Below are 16076 nucleotides of genomic sequence, written 5' to 3'. Positions count from 1 at the left end.
GATGCGCACGAGCCCTTTTGACGACGAGGACGGCCGCTTCTTCGTGGTCGTCAACGACGAGGGCCAGCACGCCCTCTGGCCGGCGACGCTGGCCGCCGTTCCCGAAGGCTGGACCGTGGCCCACGGCGAGGACACCCGCCAGTCCTGCCTCGACTACGTGAACCAGAACTGGACCGACATGCGCCCGCGCAGCGTGCGCGAGCAGCTGGACCGGCAGGCAGCCGGACGATGACCTCGCGGCTCGGCCTCGTCGGATCGCGAAGAGGCCGAGCCGCTGTGGCGAAACCGATCACACTGGCCGGTGACCACCCCTGGTCTGCGAAAGACGATCTTCGAGACGAGCCGGGGGGCTGCGTGGGGACGGCGCGATCGTCGCCCGGCTGCACAAGCTGCTGAACCCGCCGCAGTACCAGTTCACCCACCATCGGGCGGCGGCCCGTCCTCCCTCGCTCGCACCCTTGAATTCGTGCCCGGGCCAGCAGATTCCTTGCTGCTTGCTGTCCGTCTGGTGGTCGGCGAAATGCTCTGGCTCGGTTCCGGGGTGCAGGTGCACAGCGCGGATGCGTCGAGCACGGTGGCGTCCAACCTTATGGCCAATTGGTATGTACCACTTGGTGTGATCCTCGTCGTAGGGTCTGCGCGCAATCACCCTGCACGCAAGGAGCGGACATGAACCGCAAGCTCATCGCCGCCGCCACAGCGGCGGTCACGGCGGCCGGGCTGACCATCGCGGTGGCGCTGACAACCAGCGCCACCGCGGCGAACACAGCTGACCCTGCCATGCTGGCTGCGATGGCCCGTGACCTCGGCATCTCCTCGGAGCAGGCGCGTGAACGCCTCGACGCCGAGAAGGTCGCAGCCCAGACCGACGCCGCGCTGAAGTCGCGCCTCGGCCCGGCGTACGCCGGGTCCTGGCTGGACAGCACCGGCCACAGCCTCACAGTCGCCGTCACCGACCCGGCACTGGCGAGCGCGGTGCGCTCGCGCGGCGCCGTCGCCACCACGGCGAAGCACAGTGCGTCCGCTCTGGAGAGCGCGAAGATCAAGCTGGACGCCAAGGCCACCACCGCACCCGACACCGTCCCCGGCTGGTACGTCGACGTGCGCACCAACAAGATCGTCGTGCTCGCCCGCGCCGGCGGCGAGGAGCAGGCCAAGGCGTGGACGGCCGAGGCAGGCCTGCGCGGCGACATCGTCACCTTCGAGCCCAGTACCGAGAACCCCAAGCCGCTGATCGACATCGTCGGCGGCAACGCCTACGGCCTCCCCGGCGGCGGGCGCTGCTCCATCGGCTTCGCCGTCGAGGGCGGCTTCGTCACCGCGGGCCATTGCGGAGCCACTGGCGGCCGCACGTCCAACCCCGGCGGCACCATCCAGGGCAGTAGCTTCCCCGGCAACGACTACGCCTGGGTCCGTGCCGACGCGGGCAACACCCCACGCGCCCTGGTCAACCGCTACCCGGGCACCGTCCCGGTCGCGGGCTCCCAGGAGGCTCCGGTCGGCTCTTCGGTCTGCCGCTCCGGCTCCACCACCGGCTGGCGCTGCGGCACCATCCAGCAGAAGAACGCCTCGGTCACCTACCCCGAGGGCACCATCACTGGCCTGACCCGCACCAACGCCTGCGCCGAGCCCGGCGACTCCGGCGGCTCGTGGCTGACCGGCGACCAGGCCCAGGGCGTCACCTCTGGCGGGTCCGGCAACTGCCAGACCGGCGGCACCATCTACTTCCAGCCGGTGGCCGAGATCCTGCAGGCGTACAACCTGCGCCTGGTGACCTCCGCCGGTCCGACCACGACCACCCAACCGACCGGCACGACCACGACCACGACCACGCCGCCCGGCGGCGGCTCGTGGGCCCCGTACACCAACTACGGCAACGGCGCCCAGGTCACCTATGGCGGCGCGACCTACCGCATCATCCAGCCACACACGTCCGTCCCCGGATGGGAGCCGCCGAACACCCCTGCCCTCTGGCAGCGGCTCTGACGGCGACACCCTCCCACCGGCCCCCGACGGCTTCCGCTGTCGGGGGCCGGCTTCTGTTCGGCGCGGCTCCGAGGTCACGCAGGTGCTGCGCGTGGACGCGGACCGACGCAGGCGCGCCCCGAGTCGGCGCCGGCAGATGACGGCGCAGGCCAGGCTGAGGAAGGCTTCGTGGATGTCCTCGCGGATCTCCCACCGGATCCGCAGGCGGCGAACCAGTGCGGTCTGCTCAACGCCCCAGCGGTAGACGCCGAGGCCGGGAGCCGCGATCGCTGCCGCGACGGCCGGACGGTGTTCGAGGTTGGTGGCAGGCGCGACGGCGTACACGAGCCTTGTTGCGCAACGATGTCCTGCTCACTGCGGGCGTCGCGTCAGCCGTTGATCGGTGCTGGCCCAGCAGCCGTCACCTAGGTGCTGGGCTGCTCACCGACGCCGTGCTGGCGCGACAGAAGCATTGCGTTCCAATGCTTTCTCGATCGAGCGACCTGGTCTGGTGCATACCCCCGGGGGTAGTTGCGGCCCTGCGGGGTGAGGGCGTACGGTGAGAGGCAGGTACCCCCGGGGGTATATGGGACCGGTGTTGGACGCCGGTGATCCACAAGTTCTGTGAGAGACGGGAATGACCATGTCGTTGGAAGTCGAGGTCGTGTCGACATCGTCACTGGGTGACCGCAGCTACCTGGCGCACGACGGGCTGGTGGCGGTGGTGGTGGATCCGCAGCGGGACGTCGACCGCGTCGTGGAGCTGGCAGGCAGGCGCGGCGTGAAGATCACGCACGTCGTGGAGACCCATCTGCACAACGACTACGTGTCCGGTGGTCTTGCGCTGGCCAGGCTGACCGGTGCCGTGTACGCCGTGGCGGCGGCCGATGATGTCGCGTTCGAGCGGCTGCCGGTGAGCGACGGAGGCGAGATCGTCTTGTCGGACCGGATGCGGTTGACCGTGCTGGCGACGCCAGGCCACACGTTCCACCACGTGTCGTACGTGCTGCACGGCTCGGACGGACCGCTGGGAGTGTTCACCGGCGGGTCGCTGCTGTTCGGGACGACCGGTCGCACCGATCTGCTGGGCAAGCAGCACGCGGACACCCTTGCGCACCACCAGCATTCCTCTGTGCGCCGGTTGGCTGACCTGCTGCCGGACGGTGCGGAGGTGTGGCCGACGCACGGGTTCGGCAGCTTCTGCTCAGCTGCTCAAGCGGATGCTCCGTCGTCGACGATCGGCAGGGAGAAGGCGACGAATTCCGCGTTACGACTGGAGGCCGACGACTTCGTCGCCCAGATGCTCGCCGGATTGGACGTCTACCCCGCCTACTACGCGCACATGGGCGTGCGCAACGCGGAGGGTGCCGAGCTGGTCGACTTGACGCCGGTGCGGATCGCTGACCCGGCCGAGCTGCGCAGGCGCGTCGATGCGCAGGAGTGGGTGGTGGACCTGCGTTCGCGCAAGGCGTTCGCCCACCAGCACCTGGTCGGCACGCTGAGTTTCGGGCTGGACGGGCCGATGTCCACCTGGCTGGGCTGGATGGCCCCGTGGGGCGCGCCGATCACGCTGCTCGGCGAGTCCGCGGAGCAGGTGGCGCAGGCGCAGCGCGAGCTGGCGCGGATCGGCATCGACCGTCCGGAGGCCGCCGCGACGGGCGCACCGGAGCAGTGGGCCGAGGAGGAGAGTCGCCTGGGTGAGCTGGCCGTGGCCACGTTCGCGGATCTGGCCGCCGCACGGGCTGGGCGAGTGCCGCACGGGTTGCCGCCCGCGGACGTGGTGCTGGACGTGCGACTGATCGGTGAGTGGCGGCAGGGTCATCTCGACGGTGTCGTGCACATCCCATTGCCCGAGTTGCCGGAACGAGTGGCGGACTTGCCTGACGGCGTCGTGTGGGTGCACTGCCAGTCCGGCTACCGAGCCTCCATCGCGGCGAGCGTGCTGGCCGCGGCGGGTCGTCGGGTCGTGCACGTGGACGACGAGTTCGGTGCCGCGCGCGACGCAGGTCTCACCGTGGTGGGGGACCAGGCGTGAGCACTCCGGTGAAAGTGGACGTCGCACAGCTCCGGCAACAGGTGGGGGCCGGTCTCGGTCCGCGCCTGATCGACGTGCGTACGCCCGGCGAGTTCGAGACCGCGCACATTCCCGGCTCCTACAACGTGCCGCTGGACCTGTTGCGGGAACACCGTGAGGAGCTGCGCCGGCACCTGGACGAGCAGGTGGTGCTGATCTGCCGGTCCGGCCGGCGAGCGGTGGAGGCCGAACAGGCACTGGCCGCCGCGGGACTGCCCAACCTCCGGTTGCTCGACGGCGGCATCGTCGCGTGGCAGGCGGGCGGAGGGGAGGTGCGGCACGGTGCACCGCGCTGGGACCTGGAACGCCAGGTCCGTCTGGTCGCCGGCACGATCGTGTTCACCGCGGTCGTCGTCGGACTGCTGGTGCCGCCGGTCACCTGGCTCGCGGGCCTGGTCGGCGCCGGACTCGTCGTCGCATCGCTGACCAACACCTGCGTCATGGGCATGCTGCTGGCCAAGTTGCCCTACAACCGTGGCCCGCGCACGACCTTCGCGGCCGTCGTCGCGGCGCTGAGTGACCGGAGCGGGTGAGCGGGATGCTGGTGCTCACGCTGCTCGCCGCGGTGTTCGTGGGACTCGCACTGGGTGTGCTCGGTGGCGGCGGATCGATCCTGACCGTGCCGATCCTGGTCTACCTCGCCGGGCTGGAACCCAAGCAAGCGATCGCGATGTCGTTGTTCGTCGTGGGCGTCACCAGCGTCGTGGGCGCCGTATCTCACGCACGTGCTGGACGAGTGCGTTGGCGCACCGGGCTGGTGTTCGGCGCCGCCGGCATGGCCGGGGCATATGGCGGTGGGCGGCTCGCGCAGTTCATCCCCGGCACGTGGCTGCTGGTGGGTTTCGCGGTGATGATGATCGCGACCGCGGTGGCGATGATCCGCGGTCGCCGCGACGGAGCCCCTGCGAAGCCGCACGGAGAACTGCCGGTGGGGCTGGTGATCGCGGAAGGTGTCGCGGTCGGTGCGGTCACCGGCCTGGTCGGAGCCGGTGGCGGCTTCCTCGTCGTGCCCGCGCTGGCGTTGCTGGGAGGCCTGCCCATGACGGTCGCGGTGGGCACCTCGCTGGTGGTGATCGCCATGAAGTCCTTCGCCGGACTGGCGGGTTACCTGGCGACCGTCGACATCGACTGGAAGCTCGCGGTGATGGTCACCGCCGCGGCGGTGATCGGCAGCCTGATCGGTGGAAGGCTGGCCGGGCGGATTCCGGAGACGGTGCTGCGCAAGGGATTCGGCTGGTTCGTGCTCGTGATGGGCGGCTTCGTCCTCTCCCAGCAGCTGCCCGTGGCGGCTTGGATCGTCCCGGTCCTGCTCCTGGCCGGCGCGGGTGGCGGGTGGCTCGTCCGGCGCGGGCGCCGCAAGGTGACGGCAGGTGGCGGCCCCGAGTAGGGCCGCCACCCTTGCTTCACCGGTCGAACGCGGTCAGTCAGGTGGTGCTGCGAAGCGGTCAGCTCATACTTCACAGTGATGGCTCCTGATCAGAGGTGTGGCCGGGCCTCGGCGCGCGCCTGGTCCATGTCGTGCTCGCCGGCCCAGGTGATCAGTTCCTCGAGCGCGGCCGCGGGGAGTGCGCAGGGCTGTGCGCAGACGACGACACCGTCGCGGACGACCATCGGCGTCGGAATCGACGAGATGCCGAAGGTCCGCGCCACGACGCCCAGAAGTCGACCGGGACAGTGCCTGGCTGTTTCACGATCTCGGTGAAGTTGGACTTGGTCAGCTTGACGACTGCCGTGAGGTTCCCTCCTCATATACCCCTAGGGGTATCAGGGTCCGACGCTGCTCATGCCAGGGTAGTTCCGGTGCTCAGGTACCCTAGGGGGTACTGAAGGAGGTTCTTGGTGGAGCTGAACGAAGAAGTCCTCGGCGACGTGGTCAAGCGGCTGCGGCGGGTGCAGGGGCAGGTCGGCGGGATTGTCCAGATGATCGAGTCCGGACGTGACTGCAAGGACGTCATCACGCAGCTGGCCGCGGCGTCGCGTGCGCTGGACCGGGCGGGCTTCAAGCTGATCGCGAGCGGGTTGGAGCAGTGCATCGCCGACGGCTCCGAGCAGTCGGTGGCCGACCGCGCTCAACTGGAGAAACTCTTTCTGGCGCTGGCTTGACCGAGCAGGCAGACCGGCGGCAGGACGAACCAGCGCAGCGACTCGAAGTCCTCGGACAGCCCGGTGGGGCCATCGTCGAGCAGGTCCGCGCGTGCCGCGAGCAGGTGTCGGGCATCGTCCAGTTGCGTGGCCAGGACGGCGTCGTCGGCCTGAGCTGACGGGTGGGGCGGGGCAGTGTCGGCGGTGGCGACGGCGCGCAGGCCGGGTAGTCCCAGCGGGATGGTCGCGGTGGCGCGGTGCTGCCACAGTCCGGTGTGCGGGTCGAAGGTGTAGTCGGGCAGAAGGCGGTGGCCGTGCCTGGCGACGAGGCGCACGGCCTCGACGAGGTAGTCGCGGACGGCGTCGGTGATGAAGTAGTTGAAGTTGAGCCGCACCCAGCCCGGTTTGACCCCGTCGCAGCCGATGGCGACCTCGTGGTCGTAGCCGCGGGAGTGCGCGGTGTCGATGGCGAGCAGCCGGTGCCCGTACGGTCCGGCGCAGGAGCAGCCGCCGCGGGTCTGGATGCCGAACAGGTCGTTGAGCAGGGCGACCACGAAGTTGTGGTGCAGGAACCGGTTTCCGGAGCGGATGCGGAACGACACGATCGACAGCCTGGCCGCGTCGTGGTTGCCGAGGATCTCGATGCCGGGCTCCTCTTCCCACGTCGCCAGGGCGTGCCGCCACAGGCGTTCCTCCCGGGCCTGGATCAGCCGAGTGCCGACGGCATCCTTGAGCGCGAACACCAGACCGGCCCGGACGGATTCGACGATGGCGGGTGTGCCGCCTTCCTCCCTGGCGACGGGGTCCTCGAGGTAACGGTGCCCGTCCGGACGGACGAATGCCACCGTGCCGCCGCCTGGAACGGTCGGCACCGCGTTGGTGACCAGTTCCCGGCGGACCACGAGCACCCCGGGGGTCTGCGGGCCGCCCACGAACTTGTGCGGTGACAGGAAGATCGCGTCCTTGTGGTCGCCGCGGCCCGGCGCGCTCTCGCACATGCGGATGGGCACGTATGGGGCGGCGGCCGCGTAGTCCCAGAAGGACAGCGCGCGGTGCTCGTGCAGCAGGGCGGCGATGCTGTCGGTGTTGGTGAGCACGCCGGTGACGTTGGAGGCGGCGGAGAAGCTACCGATCCTCAGCGGACGGCCGGCGTACCGGACCAGTTGATGGCGCAGCTCGGCGACGTCGATGTGCCCGCGGGCGTCCTCGCCGATGACCACGACGTCCGCGATGGACTCGCGCCACGGCAGTTCGTTGGAGTGGTGCTCGTACGGGCCGACGAACACCACCGGGCGCTGGTCCTCGGGGATCTGGTCCACCAGCGAGTACTTCTCGTCGAGCCCTGCCGGGAGCAGCAGTTCGAGGATGGCGGCCAGCTTGGCGATCGCGGCGGTCGCACCGGAGCCGCAGAAGATCACCAGGTCGTCCTCGGTGCCGCCGACCGAGTCGCGGATGAGCCGCCGCGCCTGCTCGCGAAGCCTCGTGGTGTACCGGCCCGTGCCGGAGCTCTCGGTGTGGGTGTTGGCGTAGCGGGGGAGCACGTGCGCGCGGATGAAGTCCTCGACGAAGTCCAGTGCCCGGCCGGACGCCGTGTAGTCCGCGTAGATGATCCGGCGCGGGCCATAAGGTCCGTCGAGAACTTCGTCGTCGCCGATGAGACCGCGTCGGATGCGATCCAGCAGGGGTGAGGCCCCCACTTCGAGAACGTTGCCCATCACCAGACCATCGTGCATCCGGTACGTGCCCGTGGACGCGGTCGATGGGCACGTGTGTGCGGGGACGAAGGCCCCTGGGAGCCTGTCGCGCCGAGCCGAAGACTGGCGGGCATGACCAAGCGGATCGTGATCCTCGGCGGTGGCACCGGCGGCACCCTCGCCGCCAACAGGCTGCGCCGCGCCCTGGACGCGGAGTACGAGATCACCGTCGTCGACCGCGACGATGACCACGTCTATCAGCCGGGCCTGCTGTTCGTGCCGTTCGGGCTCGCGCAGGCGGATGACCTGGTCCGCTCGCGGCACCGCCAGTTGCACGACGGAATCGCCTACCTCGGCAGCGGTGTGGACCGCGTCGACACGGAGGCCGACCGCGTCCACCTCGCCGATGGTGGCGTGCTCGACTACGACGTCCTGATCATCGCGACTGGTGCCCGGCTGGTGCCCGAGGAGACCGACGGTCTGACCGGGCCGGGCTGGATGACCAAGGCGTTCAGCTTCTACGACCTGGAAGGCGCGACGGCACTGGCGCGGACGCTGGAGGAGTTCGACGGCGGCCGGCTGGTCGTCAACGTCGTGGACATGCCGATCAAATGCCCGGTCGCGCCGTTGGAGTTCTGCTTCCTGGCCGACTGGTACTTCCAGGAGCGCGGTATCCGCGACCAGGTCCGGCTGACCTACGTCACGCCGCTGGACGGAGCGTTCACCAAGCCCGTCGCCTCCCGCACGCTCTCCGGGATGCTGCAGGACAAGGGCATCGAGCTGGTGACCGAGTTCAACACCGGCGAGGTCGACGGCGAGGCGGGGAAGCTGATCTCCTTCGACGGCCGCGAGGTCGAGTTCGATCTGGCTGTCGTCGTGCCGGCGCACGGAGGTGCCGAGTGCATCGAGCGTTCCTGGGGGCTCGGTGACGCGCTCGGCTTCGTGCCCACCGACGAGCACACCTTGCAGTCCAAGGCCAGGGACAACATCTTCGTCATCGGCGACGCCGCGGCGATCCCCACCTCGAAGGCGGGGTCGGTCACCCACTTCGAGGGTGAGGTGCTGACCCGCAACGTGGCCCGGTTCCTCGCGGGGGAGGAGCTCGACGCGAGTTTCGACGGTCACACCAACTGCTTCATCGAGAGCGGCTTCGGCAAGGCCCTGCTGATCGACTTCAACTACGACACCGAGCCGTTGCCCGGCCACTACCCGTCGGCGGTGGGACTGCCGCTGCTGGCGGAGTCGCGGCTCAACCACCTCGGCAAGCTGATGTTCGCCTGGCTGTACTGGCACAGCCTCCTGCCCGGCCGGGACCTGCCCGGCGTTTCCACCGCGATGCCCCGCGCGGGCAAGCGGTTCGAAACCCGCTGAAAGGACGACACGGATGTCCACAAAGGTCTACGCCGGAACCGAGGTGCCGGTCAACGAAGAAGGCTTCTTCACCGACCCGGGACAGTGGCACGACGACATGGCCGCCGAGATCGCCCGCGAATCCGGTGTCGGTGAGCTCACCGAACGCCATTGGGTGATCATCAGGTTCATGCGCAAGGAGTTCGCCGAGAAGGGCACCGGTCCCACCGTCCGCGCCTTGGGCAAGACCTCCGGCGTCAGCGTGAAAGAGCTCTACCAGCTCTTCCCCAAGGGGCCGGCCAAACTCGCCGCCCGCATCGCCGGCATCCCGAAGCCGCGCGGCTGCATCTGACCAGGAAAGGACCACTCCCGATGTCGGACAAGATCGAGAAGATCTCCATCATCGTCTCCAAGGGTTCCCTGGAGGGGATCTATCCCGCGCTGATCATGGCCAACGGCGCACGCGCGGAAGGCATCGACGCCAACCTGTTCTTCACCTTCTTCGGGCTCGACGCCGTGCACAAGGCACGGCACGAGCACATCAAGCTCGCCACCGTCGGCAATCCCGGCCTGCACCTGGCGACCTGGGCAGGCGGTCTGCCCGGTGTGTCCACGGTGATGACGCGCTACCTGTCGCACAAGATGGACGAGCTGGACATCCCGCCGATCCCCGAGTTCGTCGAGATGATCGCGGACACCGGAGCGGGCCTGTACGCGTGCCAGGCCTCCGTCGACCTGTTCGGCCTGTCCAAAGAGGACTTCATCGACCAGGTCCAGGACATCATCACAGTCGGAGAGTTCTACGAGCTCGCCGCGGGAGGCCAGATCATCTTCACCTGACCGGAGCGCTCGGTGCCGCAGGACGGCGGTTTCACCGAGCACCCCGCAGCTGTGTGACGCCCAACGAGTCGAGGCTTGGATGAACGCATCGGACGGGACATCGACGGGTAACAGCGACGAGCACGTGGGCGAGGCGCACCATGGTGGGCTGTCCGGACGGATGAACTGGCTGCGTGCCGGTGTGCTCGGCGCCAACGACGGCATCGTGTCCACCGCGGGCCTGGTGGTGGGCGTTGCCGGTGCCACAGCGGCCACCGGGCCGATCCTCACCGCGGGCATCGCGGGAGTTGTCGCGGGTGCGGTCTCGATGGCGCTGGGCGAGTACGTGTCGGTGAGCAGTCAGCGCGACACCGAACGGTCCCTTCTGGCAAGGGAGCGCGCCGAGCTGACGCTCTACCCCGACGAAGAGCTCGACGAACTGACCGCGCTGTACGTGGCGAAAGGTCTTCGGCGCGCGACAGCCCGCCAGGTCGCCGAAGAGCTGACCGAGCACGACGCCTTCGCTGCACACGCTGACGCGGAACTGGGCATCGACCCTCACGCGCTCACCAATCCTCTGCACGCCGCCGGTGCGTCAGCCGTCGCGTTCATCATCGGCTCGCTGCTGCCGCTGGTCGCCATTCTGTTGCCGCCGCCGGGCGCGCGGGTCGCCGTCACGTTCGTCGTGGTGCTGCTCGCGCTGGCCGCGACCGGCGCGGTGAGTGCTCACCTGGGTACCGCGCGCAAGACCGCCGCCGTCGCCCGCCTGGTCCTCGGTGGAGCACTCGCCATGCTCGTGACCTTCGGCATCGGCCAACTCGTCGGAGTAGCCGTCGTCTGAACGGCGGCCCGATCGTCGTCAAGTAGTCCTGTGAACACTGTCAGGTAGGTGAACGTGCGGCCGGATGTCGGCTACGGCGGCATCTGCGCCCGCGTGGTGACATCCCGTCGCGGATGGCTGTGCAGTCGAACGACACCGCATTGTCCGTACTCACGTATTAGGCGGCACCAGTCGCGTGAGACCGGGCACGCGCTGACCGAGCTCGCGCGGCACGAGCCGACGTGCTCGCGACTGCTGTTCGGGAGGCTCTGGCTGCCTCGCTCAGCGCGGGAACCGTCGGTGGTCGGAAGCTGAACCTCACGCCGTCACGGCGCAGTCGCCACGCACCGAGTGTGAACAGCACGGCCGCGAATCCTGCCGCGAGCGCAGGGTGCGGTCCACCCGGCGCAGCACCACGGTTCTCGGGCGTGCCGCACCTGCCTGACACCGTTCGGGTCAGCGCGATCGTGAGAGCGTCGGCAGGTCTCACGGTCGCGCCAGGTGCTGGGGCGATCAGAAGATGATCTCGCAATTGGACAGCGACTCGAAGCGCGAGTCGCAGCGGTCCGCAGGCCCCGCGCCACCGTCACCGACGTCCAGTCCCGCCGGGTCGGTCAGCGTGTCGTTGCCGGCGTCGCCGTTGACGATGTCGTTGCCGGGGCCGCCGTCGAGGTCGTCGACACCAGCGCCACCGTTGAGACGATCGTTGCCGTTGCCACCCGTCAACCGGTCGGCGCCGTTCTGTCCGTTGAGGGTGTCGGCGTCGTCGCCCCCGCTCACGGAGTCCGCTCCGGCCCCCGCGTTCACGGTGTCGTCACCCGGACCCGCCTCGATGACGTCAGCGGCCGCGCCACCGTTGAGAGTGTCGTTGCCCGCCGCGCCGTCCAGCCGGTCCGGACCCTCGCCTCCGACGAGCGTGTCGTTGCCGGCCTCCCCGTTGAGGCTGTCTGCGCCGATCTCACCGGAAGCCCAGTCGTGGCCCGCGCCGCCGAAGAACTCGTCCGCACCCGCGCCCAGGCAGGCCGTGTCGTTGCCATTCATGCCGAACACGACATCGTCACCGCCGAGCGTGACGAACACGTCCGGTCCATTCGTGCCGAACAGGACATCGTTGCCGTTGGTCCCGACCTGAGTGGCGGCCAAACCGTTGCACGTCGGAGGTGGCTGCGCAGCCGCCGTACCGGTGGGCCACAGCCCCAGGCCTGCCGTCACCAGCAAAGCGGGCACCACTGATTTCAGATAGAAGCTCATGTCAGCAGTCTCTTGCTGTGAGCTGCGATGAACCAAGGGGCCAAACCCCGAGGCTGGCGGCGAGCAGCACCGCACCCGCGACCAACGGCAGCACGCCACCTCCGACGGCACCATCGGTGAGATCCCACACGACCTCGGGAACAACGACGGTCGTGGCGACGACACCGGCCACGAGCAGCACCGTCGAGTGCACGCGCAGATAGGCGGCAAAAACAGGCGACGGCGAGCCCCGCAGGCATCAGAACGTCCACAAGAGACAGAAATGCGCCGGCCAGACCGAGCGCACCCGCGGCCCAGTGGACGAGCGACGACTGCCCAGGAGCCGCCTGCCGCCAAGAGCAGGCTCTCCTCAGTTGCCGCAAGCGGACGGGAAGGAGAGCGAAATGAACATCAACGGCTTCACGGCGAGGCACCGGGCGCTGCTGCAGGCGATCGCGGACGTGGTGAGCTGGTGTGCGGTCGCACCACCAGCCTGACCGTCGACGGCTGGTGGTGCGACTTCACCGCCACGAACGAACTTTCCAAGGTGGGACGTTCCGCGCTGCGCGTGAGGCAGCTGTCGGAGCGCCGGCACCCGCCGTGCTGACCGCGACCGTGGAATGGCAGCGGGTCTCACGTGACTGGACCACTCGCTGACTTCGGTGCTCTCGCGCGACGCCGTCTCGGCGCTCGCCTGCCGGTGTCGACCACCGCGTGCAGCAGGCCGATGCCGGCGACGAAGCCGAAGTCGTACCAGTTGCCGTTGTTGCGGACCTCGTAGATGGTCACGTTGTCGTTGAAGAGCGAGATGAAGAACGTGACCGGGTAGATCAGGCCGTGCCAGATCCCCTGCCAGAAGCCCGCCAGCTGCACACCGTCCACAGCGGACGCGACATTCGGGCCGGCCGCACACGCCGTCAGGAGCAGCGCCGCTGCCGCCAGCAGGCACCACCTCCCGCCACTCACTGCGGCCGCGCCTTCGCCTTGATCAGGCGCAGTGCCACGAAGAGCGCGGCGATGGCCACCGCACCAGACGTCGCGATCAGCTCGTCGACTTTCATGACTGCTCCTCCAAGTCGGGTGTCCGCTTCGAATCCTCGGGCCGGTGTGCCGCGGCCGGACAGGGTCGCAGGTCCTGTTGCGGGAAGGACAAGAACGGGTCCGCGGTGGTACCGGAAGGCACTCGGAGCAGGCTCTCCGGCTCCCTACCGTCGAGCCATGACAGCAGTCATCTCGGTGTCCGGGCTGCGCAAGGCGTTCGGCCGGACGACCGCACTCGACGGTCTGGACCTGACCGTCCGCGCCGGCGAGGTCCACGGGTTCCTCGGGCCCAACGGTGCGGGCAAGACCACGACGTTGCGCATCCTGCTCGGGTTGCTGCGCGCCGATGCGGGCAGCGTCACCTTGCTCGGTGGCGATCCCTGGCGGGACATCGCGACGCTGCACCGGCGCCTGGCCTACGTGCCGGGTGACGTGACGCTGTGGCCGAACCTCACCGGTGGCGAGATCATCGATCTGCTGGGCAGGCTGCGCGGCGGACTCGACCGGAACCGTCTCGCCACGCTGATCGAGCGGTTCGAGTTCGATCCCGCGAAGAAGGGACGCGCCTACTCGTCGGGCAACCGGCAGAAGGTGGCCCTGATGGCCGCGCTGGCGTCCCGTGCCGAGCTGCTGATCCTCGACGAACCGACCGCGGGCCTGGATCCGCTGATGCAGGCGGTGTTCGAAGACTGCCTCGCCGAGGAACGGCGCGAAGGCAGGACCGTGCTGCTCAGCAGCCACATCCTCGCCGAGGTGGAGAAGGTGTGCGACCGGGTGACCATCATCCGTCAGGGCAGGACCGCCGAGACCGGTTCGCTGGCGGAGTTGCGGCACCTCACGCGCACGTCGATCACGGCAGAGCTGGCGCAGCCGCCGAACGGGCTGAAGGCGTTGCCCGGTGTGCACGAGTACCACGCCGAGGGCACCCTGCTGCACTGCCAGGCCGACACCGACCAGCTCGACGGCGTCCTGCGGCAGCTCAGCGCGCTCGGGGTGCGCAACCTCGTCTGCCGGCCGCCGACGCTGGAGGAGCTGTTCCTGCGGCACTACGACGTGACCTCGTGAACGGCACCGTGGAGCTGATCCGGCTCGCGTTGCGCCGCGACCGCGTGCTGATCCCGGCATGGCTGAGCGTCTTCGTGCTGCTCGCGGTCGGTTCCGCCGTCGCGACCAGGGACATGTTCTCCTCCACCGCGGCCGTTGTCGCGGCGGCCGAGAGCATGAACGGCACGCCTGCGCTCGTCGCGGTGTACGGGCGGATCTACGACCCGACGTCCATCGGCGCGCTGGCGATGCTGAAGGCACTGGCGACCGGTGCGATGTTCCTGGCGGTCTTCTCGATCGTCCTCGTGGTGCGGCACACCCGCTCGGAGGAGGAGACCGGGCGGCGTGAGCTGGTCGGCGCGGGCGTCGTCGGCAGGCACGCTCCGCTCGCCGCCGCTCTGGTGGTCGCGGCGGGGACGAACGTCGTGCTGGGTCTGGTGACCTCACTCGGCCTGATCGGTGCCGGATTGCCGGTGGACGGGTCGTTCGTGTTCGGGCTGGCGTGGATGAGCGTGGGCCTGGCCTTCGCCGCGATCGCCGGCATCGCGGCGCAGATCGCGACGAACACACGCGGCGCGGTCGGCCTCGCGGTCGCGGTGCTCGGTGTCGTCTTCCTGCTCCGGGCGATCGGTGACACCGCGGAGGTGGCCGGTCCGCGCTGGCTCTCCTGGCTGTCCCCGCTCGGCTGGGGGCAGCAGTTCCGCCCGTACGCCGGTGACCGCTGGTGGGTTCTGCTGATCACCATCGGCTTCGCGGTCGCCGCCGCGGCGGGAGCGCATCTGCTCGTGGCCCGCCGCGACTTGAACGCGGGTCTCCTGCCGGATCGGCCCGGCCCCGCCACCGGAACTCTGCGTGGCGTCTTCGGGCTGGCCTGGCGGCTGCAGCGGGGTTCGCTGTTGGGCTGGGCCATCGGGTTCGTCGTCTACGGCGTGCTCGTCGGCAGTGTCGCGGGCAGCATCGGCGACATGCTGAGCAGCCCGCAGGCCGAGGAGATGTTCAAGAAGCTCGGCGGCGACAACGTGCTGACGGACGCGGTGTTCGCCGCGATGTTCGGCTTTCTCGGCGTGATCGCCTCGGCGTACGGCCTGCAGGTCGTGTCGCGGCTGCGGCACGAGGAGGAGGACCTCCGCGCGGAGCTGCTCCTCGCCGGCTCGGTCACCAGGGCGCGCTGGGCGGCGAGCCACGTCGTCGTCGCACTGGGAGGCGTCGCCGTCCTGCTCGTCGGCGCGGGCTTGGCGGCCGGAACGGTGCATGCGGCTCAGACCGGTGACGTGTCGGTGGTGGGCAAGATCCTCGCCGGTGCGCTCGTGCAGATCCCCGCCGCGTGGGTGCTCGTGGGCCTCGCCGTCGCCGCGTACGGCGTCGCGCCGAGGCTGGTCGTGGCCGGGTGGTCGGCGCTCGTGGTGTTCCTGCTGCTCGGCGAACTCGGCCCGCTGTTCGGCTTCGACCAGTGGTTGATGGATCTGTCGCCCTGGGCTCACCTGCCCAAGGTGCCGGGATCGGCGTTCACCGCGACTCCGCTGCTGTGGCTGCTCGTGGTCGCGGCGGCAGCGCTGGCGGCGGGTCTGGTGAGTCTGCGACGCCGCGACATCGCCTAGATCCGGCCCACCTGCAAGTCGTTGTCAGTTCGATGGAGGTTGAAGATGAAGCACGCAGGCGCAACGGAGATCGGTAACGTCGTGGTCGAGCTCGACGGCGAGATCGCGGAGCAGGCGAGGCAGTACACCCGCGACAAGATCGCCCCGCTGGCCCGCTACGCGCCGCAGCCCACCGAGTTCGCCAGGGTTCGGCTCATCAGGACGGGGCCACGCGCGATCGCCGTGCACGCGAACCTCGACGTCAACGGCACGCCGGTGGTGGCGAAGGCCGAGGCGGCCACGTTCGAGGAGGCGGTGGACCTGGTGCACGACCAGCTGCAGAACCGATTGCTCAAGATGCACAACTGATCAGGCTCGCT

General features: G+C 69.3%; 18 protein-coding genes. 13 read left to right on the top strand and 5 right to left on the bottom strand.

Translation table 11 applies throughout. The annotated features are described in order from the left end of the window. The first annotated feature begins 1 nt into the window (after window position 1). The 5 genes from BM417_RS05395 (at window position 2) to BM417_RS05375 (ending at window position 5426) form a co-directional block, all read left to right on the top strand. Complete coding sequence (locus BM417_RS05395) at window positions 2–232, top strand: MbtH family protein (protein ID WP_093588678.1); 231 nt, start codon at window positions 2–4, stop codon at window positions 230–232. 437 nt (window positions 233–669) lie between these two features. Next, window positions 670–1986: an alpha-lytic protease prodomain-containing protein gene (locus tag BM417_RS05390; RefSeq protein WP_093588677.1), complete on the top strand. Its 1317-nt coding sequence runs from the start codon at window positions 670–672 to the stop codon at window positions 1984–1986. A gap of 622 nt (window positions 1987–2608) precedes the next feature. After that, the gene (locus BM417_RS05385) at window positions 2609–4000 is read left to right on the top strand and encodes an MBL fold metallo-hydrolase (RefSeq protein WP_093590675.1); all 1392 of its coding nucleotides are present in this window, start codon (window positions 2609–2611) and stop codon (window positions 3998–4000) included. Then, the gene (locus tag BM417_RS05380) at window positions 3997–4572 is read left to right on the top strand and encodes a rhodanese-like domain-containing protein (RefSeq protein ID WP_093588676.1); all 576 of its coding nucleotides are present in this window, start codon (window positions 3997–3999) and stop codon (window positions 4570–4572) included. Before BM417_RS05385 ends, BM417_RS05380 begins: the two co-directional genes overlap by 4 nt. A 5-nt stretch (window positions 4573–4577) precedes the next feature. Further along, window positions 4578–5426, top strand: coding sequence for a sulfite exporter TauE/SafE family protein (locus tag BM417_RS05375; RefSeq protein ID WP_093588675.1), 849 nt, complete (start codon window positions 4578–4580; stop codon window positions 5424–5426). Between the two features lie 89 nt (window positions 5427–5515). Here the strand turns inward: BM417_RS05375 and BM417_RS05370 are convergent, their stop codons facing one another. Then, complete coding sequence (locus BM417_RS05370) at window positions 5516–5689, bottom strand: YbbN family protein (protein WP_407656081.1); 174 nt, start codon at window positions 5687–5689, stop codon at window positions 5516–5518. Window positions 5690–5878: 189 nt separating this feature from the next. Here BM417_RS05370 and BM417_RS05365 point away from each other — a divergent pair, with 189 nt between their 5' ends. Beyond that, entirely contained in the window at window positions 5879–6142 is a 264-nt protein-coding gene (locus BM417_RS05365; protein WP_093588674.1) for a metal-sensitive transcriptional regulator, read from the top strand. Here the strand turns inward: BM417_RS05365 and BM417_RS05360 are convergent. Then, window positions 6109–7836: an aminotransferase class V-fold PLP-dependent enzyme gene (locus BM417_RS05360; protein WP_093590672.1), complete on the bottom strand. Its 1728-nt coding sequence runs from the start codon at window positions 7834–7836 to the stop codon at window positions 6109–6111. The genes BM417_RS05365 and BM417_RS05360 overlap by 34 nt on opposite strands. Window positions 7837–7947: 111 nt before the next feature. Between BM417_RS05360 and sqr the strand changes: the two genes are divergently transcribed. The 4 genes from sqr to BM417_RS05340 all read left to right on the top strand — a co-directional run bounded on the left by sqr (window position 7948) and on the right by BM417_RS05340 (window position 10825). After that, window positions 7948–9186 (top strand): type III sulfide quinone reductase, selenoprotein subtype, encoded by a 1239-nt coding sequence (gene sqr / locus BM417_RS05355; protein ID WP_093588673.1) that lies wholly within the window; start codon window positions 7948–7950, stop codon window positions 9184–9186. A gap of 13 nt (window positions 9187–9199) precedes the next feature. Next, entirely contained in the window at window positions 9200–9517 is a 318-nt protein-coding gene (locus tag BM417_RS05350) for a TusE/DsrC/DsvC family sulfur relay protein (RefSeq protein ID WP_093588672.1), read from the top strand. 20 nt (window positions 9518–9537) lie between these two features. Then, window positions 9538–10005 carry a DsrE/DsrF/DrsH-like family protein gene (locus tag BM417_RS05345; RefSeq protein ID WP_093588671.1) on the top strand — a complete coding sequence of 156 codons (468 nt, stop codon included), beginning with the start codon at window positions 9538–9540 and terminating at the stop codon, window positions 10003–10005. A 79-nt stretch (window positions 10006–10084) separates the two neighbouring features. Continuing rightward, window positions 10085–10825 (top strand): VIT1/CCC1 transporter family protein, encoded by a 741-nt coding sequence (locus tag BM417_RS05340; protein WP_093588670.1) that lies wholly within the window; start codon window positions 10085–10087, stop codon window positions 10823–10825. 492 nt (window positions 10826–11317) lie between these two features. Here the strand turns inward: BM417_RS05340 and BM417_RS05335 are convergent, their stop codons facing one another. The 3 genes from BM417_RS05335 to BM417_RS05325 form a co-directional block, all read right to left on the bottom strand. Next, the gene (locus BM417_RS05335) at window positions 11318–12055 is read right to left on the bottom strand and encodes a calcium-binding protein (protein WP_177320301.1); all 738 of its coding nucleotides are present in this window, start codon (window positions 12053–12055) and stop codon (window positions 11318–11320) included. A gap of 1 nt (window position 12056) precedes the next feature. Further along, window positions 12057–12248, bottom strand: coding sequence for a hypothetical protein (locus BM417_RS47600; protein WP_093588668.1), 192 nt, complete (start codon window positions 12246–12248; stop codon window positions 12057–12059). A gap of 419 nt (window positions 12249–12667) precedes the next feature. Next, a complete protein-coding gene (locus BM417_RS05325; protein ID WP_218164356.1) occupies window positions 12668–13000 on the bottom strand; it encodes a hypothetical protein in 333 nt (110 codons plus the stop codon). A 252-nt stretch (window positions 13001–13252) separates the two neighbouring features. On the opposite strand from BM417_RS05325, the gene BM417_RS05320 reads away from it, so the two are divergent. From BM417_RS05320 to BM417_RS05310, 3 genes are read left to right on the top strand one after another with little or no spacing between them, the layout of a single operon-like run. Next, complete coding sequence (locus BM417_RS05320; RefSeq protein WP_093588667.1) at window positions 13253–14140, top strand: ABC transporter ATP-binding protein; 888 nt, start codon at window positions 13253–13255, stop codon at window positions 14138–14140. Beyond that, on the top strand, window positions 14137–15717 hold the full coding sequence (locus BM417_RS05315; RefSeq protein WP_093588666.1) for an ABC transporter permease: 1581 nt from the start codon (window positions 14137–14139) through the stop codon (window positions 15715–15717). Before BM417_RS05320 ends, BM417_RS05315 begins: the two co-directional genes overlap by 4 nt. A 45-nt stretch (window positions 15718–15762) precedes the next feature. After that, on the top strand, window positions 15763–16065 hold the full coding sequence (locus BM417_RS05310) for an HPF/RaiA family ribosome-associated protein (RefSeq protein WP_093588665.1): 303 nt from the start codon (window positions 15763–15765) through the stop codon (window positions 16063–16065). Window positions 16066–16076 lie beyond the last annotated feature (11 nt).

This window comes from Lentzea waywayandensis, from assembly GCF_900115955.1.
In the GTDB taxonomy this organism is placed as follows: domain Bacteria; phylum Actinomycetota; class Actinomycetes; order Mycobacteriales; family Pseudonocardiaceae; genus Lentzea; species Lentzea waywayandensis.
This window is presented reverse-complemented; position numbering and strand designations above follow the sequence as displayed.

Excerpts from the sequence above, each read along its gene's own strand:
- BM417_RS05395 (WP_093588678.1), top strand. The coding sequence starts at position 2 with ATGCGCACGAGCCCTTTTGACGACGAGGACGGCCGCTTCTTCGTGGTC.
- BM417_RS05390 (WP_093588677.1), top strand. The coding sequence starts at position 670 with ATGAACCGCAAGCTCATCGCCGCCGCCACAGCGGCGGTCACGGCGGCC.
- BM417_RS05385 (WP_093590675.1), top strand. The coding sequence starts at position 2,609 with ATGTCGTTGGAAGTCGAGGTCGTGTCGACATCGTCACTGGGTGACCGC.
- BM417_RS05375 (WP_093588675.1), top strand. The coding sequence starts at position 4,578 with ATGCTGGTGCTCACGCTGCTCGCCGCGGTGTTCGTGGGACTCGCACTG.
- BM417_RS05360 (WP_093590672.1), bottom strand. The coding sequence starts at position 7,836 with ATGGGCAACGTTCTCGAAGTGGGGGCCTCACCCCTGCTGGATCGCATC.
- sqr (WP_093588673.1), top strand. The coding sequence starts at position 7,948 with ATGACCAAGCGGATCGTGATCCTCGGCGGTGGCACCGGCGGCACCCTC.
- BM417_RS05350 (WP_093588672.1), top strand. The coding sequence starts at position 9,200 with ATGTCCACAAAGGTCTACGCCGGAACCGAGGTGCCGGTCAACGAAGAA.
- BM417_RS05345 (WP_093588671.1), top strand. The coding sequence starts at position 9,538 with ATGTCGGACAAGATCGAGAAGATCTCCATCATCGTCTCCAAGGGTTCC.
- BM417_RS05340 (WP_093588670.1), top strand. The coding sequence starts at position 10,085 with ATGAACGCATCGGACGGGACATCGACGGGTAACAGCGACGAGCACGTG.
- BM417_RS05335 (WP_177320301.1), bottom strand. The coding sequence starts at position 12,055 with ATGAGCTTCTATCTGAAATCAGTGGTGCCCGCTTTGCTGGTGACGGCA.
- BM417_RS05320 (WP_093588667.1), top strand. The coding sequence starts at position 13,253 with ATGACAGCAGTCATCTCGGTGTCCGGGCTGCGCAAGGCGTTCGGCCGG.
- BM417_RS05310 (WP_093588665.1), top strand. The coding sequence starts at position 15,763 with ATGAAGCACGCAGGCGCAACGGAGATCGGTAACGTCGTGGTCGAGCTC.